The organism is Prosthecobacter sp. (assembly GCF_029946185.1).
Classification (GTDB): Bacteria; Verrucomicrobiota; Verrucomicrobiia; order Verrucomicrobiales; family Verrucomicrobiaceae; genus Prosthecobacter.
This window is the reverse complement of the sequence record NZ_JAQSEA010000068.1, coordinates 59,336-62,300: the sequence shown is the minus strand read 5'-3', so window position 1 is coordinate 62,300 and position 2,965 is coordinate 59,336. Positions and strand designations below refer to the sequence as shown.

Here is a 2,965-nt window from a genome sequence, read left to right as displayed (position 1 = left end):
TCGCTGCCGAGATCACCCCGGGCGATCATGATGCCGCCGGAGGCCTCCACGAGGGCGTCGAGGTTGTCGATGGCCTGCTGGTTTTCGATTTTGGCAATGACGCGCGCCTTGCTCTGCTTTTGCTCAAGCAGGAGCTGCAGGTGCTGCAGGTGGCCGGGCTCGCGGGCGAAGCTGAGGGCGAAGAAATCGACGCCCAGCTCCACGCCGAGATCGAGATCGGCGTAATCCTTTTGCGTGAGGGGTGGCAGGCGCACGGGCACGCCGGGGAGATTGATGTGGCGGCGGGATTTCATCTCGCCCTTGGTCATGACGGTGCCGATGACGCGGAGGGTGCAGATTTCGGTGGCCTTGATCTGGATCATACCGCCGTCCACCATGATGGTGTCGCCTATTTTGAGGTCCCTGCCCAGCTCCGGGTAGTTCACGCTGACGGAGTACGGCGTGGTCGCAGGAATGTCGGCTTTGCAGCGAAACTCCACCGTATCGCCCACCTGAAGCTGCCAAGGCTGCTCGACATCGCCCGTGCGGATGCTGGGGCCGGTGAGATCCATGAGCACGGCGATTTCGCGCTTGGAGGCGGCGGCGGCTTCACGGACGCGGGTATAAACGGTGCGCGTCCAGTCATGGGAGGCGTGGCTCATGTTCAGACGGATGACGTCGGCACCTTTGGCGATGAGACTGGCAAGGACTTCAGGACTCTCCGTAGCGGGGCCGAGAGTGCAGAGGATTTTGGTTTTTCGCATGGATGTCATAGAGAAAGCAGGTGACGGGCCAGCGTTCGCCCTGATGTGCCCGGATGCAAGGCACACCTCGCGACGTCACCTGCGCCCATGCCCGCTGCCGGGGGAAGTGGCCAACTCGACGGCTGGCAATGGGCCTCTTGGCTGCTCTGCACCCATGTGCGGATGCCAAACGGGAAGGTCAGCCGCCCCGAATATGGGAAACCTTTGGCAGATATAAATCTGAACCCTGATGAAAATATAATTTTCATATTTATCATTATTTTGTTACATTTTAACGGTTTTAAAAATTAATTAACTATAAATAAGCCTATTCTATGAGCCACCACGCCACAGGACTATTGCTACAAAGGGTGCGCAATCACGCACTCATCCTCATAGCAGGAGCGGCGGGCCTGCTGCCATGCCTGAAGACTCATGCCCAGATTGCCGTGGATCTGGGAGCTGCGGCCCCGTTCAGCGTGCTGGCGGGCGCAGGCATCACCGTCGCGGCCAGCGGCACCTCGACGATTGAGGGAGACATTGGCAGCTACCCCACGCTGTCCATTACCGGACTCGAAAACGTCATTCTTGGCGGCATCAATCACGCGGGGGACTCCACCACGCAGAGCGCGAAGGAATCGCTGCTCACCGCCTACAATGCGGCGGCGGCACAGATCGCCCCGGCACCCTCCGTTGGGATCTTCGACCTGGCCGGTGCCACCCTGACGTCCGGCGTTTACCGCGCTGACGTGGCCTATGAACTTAACGGCAGCCTGATCCTTGACGGCGGCGGCGACTCCAATTCCGTCTGGATCTTTCAGAGCGACACGACCCTCACCACCGGCTCCGGCAGCCAGATCAGTCTGATCAATGGCGCGCAGGCCTCCCACATTTTCTGGCAGATCGGCTCCTCGGCCACGCTGGGGACGAACTCCGTCTTCGCTGGCAGCATCCTTGCCCTGGAGTCCATCACGGCCACGGACGGCGCGCAGATTGATGGCGGCTTGTATGCTTTGAATGGCGCGGTGACTTTGGACAACAACCAGATCTCCGTCGTGCCTGAGCCCGGCAGCGCCTTGCTCCTGGGCTATGGCGTGGCTCTTCTTGTGTCGAAGAGAAGGCGGAAGGCACGCCCGGTGAGGTCCCTGAGCACAGCGATTTAGCCCTTGGAAGCGGCGGCGGCATCGCACACGCGGGTCTAAACGGTGCGCACCCAGTCATGGGGGCGTGCTCATGTTCAGACGAATGACGTCGGCACCTTTGGCGATGAGCTTGGCAAGGAGGGCTTCAGGACTCTCCGTAGCGGGGCCGAGAGTGCAGAGGATTTTGGGTTTTGCGCATGATTGGCATGGTAAGAGTGCCGCGTTGGCCCTGTCTCAATGCAGAATAAGAGTTATTGAGGCGCGTGGAACGTGGCAGAGGGGCAGCGTTGTGGCAGGTAGCGGGTATGCGGCCTGAAGGGCCGCCGGAGTCAGCCTAGGGCGCAGTCGCGAAGCGGCAAGCCCTGGGTCCGCGTCAGCCCATATCATTTGTTCAAGGTCGCGCCCTGAAGGGGCGCGGGAGATGTGTCTTCAGTCCCACACGTACCTCTCATCAAATGGAATTTCGTACCGCTGCAAAAACCGCCTGTACTCATCCTGGAAACTCACCATGCGATGATGCTCCTGCTGCGTGCGAATGTATTCCTGGACCTCCTTCACATTGGACTGACTCACGGAAAACGCCCCGTAGCCGTTCTGCCAATAAAAGCTCTTTAACTCCGGTGCCTGGTTTTGCAGCCAGCCGGTGGAGCCCGTTTTAACCTGCCCCACGATCGTGCTCATGGGTTCCGTGCGCGACAGCACAAACAACAGGTGGGCGTGATCCGGCTCGGTATTGATCTCTACCGCCGTGCAGCCGAGGTCGCGTAAAACACCGCCCATGTAGGCATGTAGTTCAGGGTAGAGATGGCGGGGGATCACACGCTCGCGGTTCTTTGTGGAGAAGATGAGGTGGACGTAAATCTTCGAGAGGGATTGCGGCATGACGGGCGGTGAGAAGGTTTTCCCGCGCCCCTTCAGGGCGCTTCCTGAATCAACGGTGTGTTTGCGGGCGCGCAACCCAGGGCTTGTCGCTTCGCGCCAGCGCCCTGGGCTGACTCCAGCGGCCCTTCAGGCCGCAAGGCGTGTGTGGGTGCCGAAGAGGGCGGTGTAGTTCGCGGCGATGACTTCCTCCAGCTCCGCAACTTCCATCCCACGCACCTG

Annotated in this window: 4 protein-coding genes; 2 read left to right on the top strand and 2 right to left on the bottom strand. The window is 60.3% G+C overall.

Annotated features, from left to right (window positions below; translation table 11 throughout):
- Positions 1 to 743, bottom strand: a 743-nt coding sequence (locus tag PSV43_RS04810) for a pyruvate kinase (RefSeq protein WP_300194334.1), incomplete at its 3' end; no start/stop codon positions are given.
- An 87-nt stretch (positions 744 to 830) separates the two neighbouring features.
- Here PSV43_RS04810 and PSV43_RS04805 point away from each other — a divergent pair.
- Both PSV43_RS04805 and PSV43_RS04800 read left to right on the top strand, forming a co-directional pair.
- A complete protein-coding gene (locus PSV43_RS04805; RefSeq protein ID WP_300194331.1) occupies positions 831 to 1,034 on the top strand; it encodes a hypothetical protein in 204 nt (67 codons plus the stop codon).
- A 23-nt stretch (positions 1,035 to 1,057) separates the two neighbouring features.
- Positions 1,058 to 1,885: an ice-binding family protein gene (locus tag PSV43_RS04800; RefSeq protein ID WP_300194329.1), complete on the top strand. Its 828-nt coding sequence runs from the start codon at positions 1,058 to 1,060 to the stop codon at positions 1,883 to 1,885.
- Between the two features lie 408 nt (positions 1,886 to 2,293).
- On the opposite strand, the gene tnpA is transcribed toward PSV43_RS04800, so the two are convergent.
- Positions 2,294 to 2,746 carry an IS200/IS605 family transposase gene (gene tnpA / locus PSV43_RS04795; RefSeq protein ID WP_300194327.1) on the bottom strand — a complete coding sequence of 151 codons (453 nt, stop codon included), beginning with the start codon at positions 2,744 to 2,746 and terminating at the stop codon, positions 2,294 to 2,296.
- Positions 2,747 to 2,965 lie beyond the last annotated feature (219 nt).

Excerpts from the sequence above, each read along its gene's own strand:
- PSV43_RS04805 (WP_300194331.1), top strand. The coding sequence starts at position 831 with ATGCCCGCTGCCGGGGGAAGTGGCCAACTCGACGGCTGGCAATGGGCC.
- PSV43_RS04800 (WP_300194329.1), top strand. The coding sequence starts at position 1,058 with ATGAGCCACCACGCCACAGGACTATTGCTACAAAGGGTGCGCAATCAC.
- tnpA (WP_300194327.1), bottom strand. The coding sequence starts at position 2,746 with ATGCCGCAATCCCTCTCGAAGATTTACGTCCACCTCATCTTCTCCACA.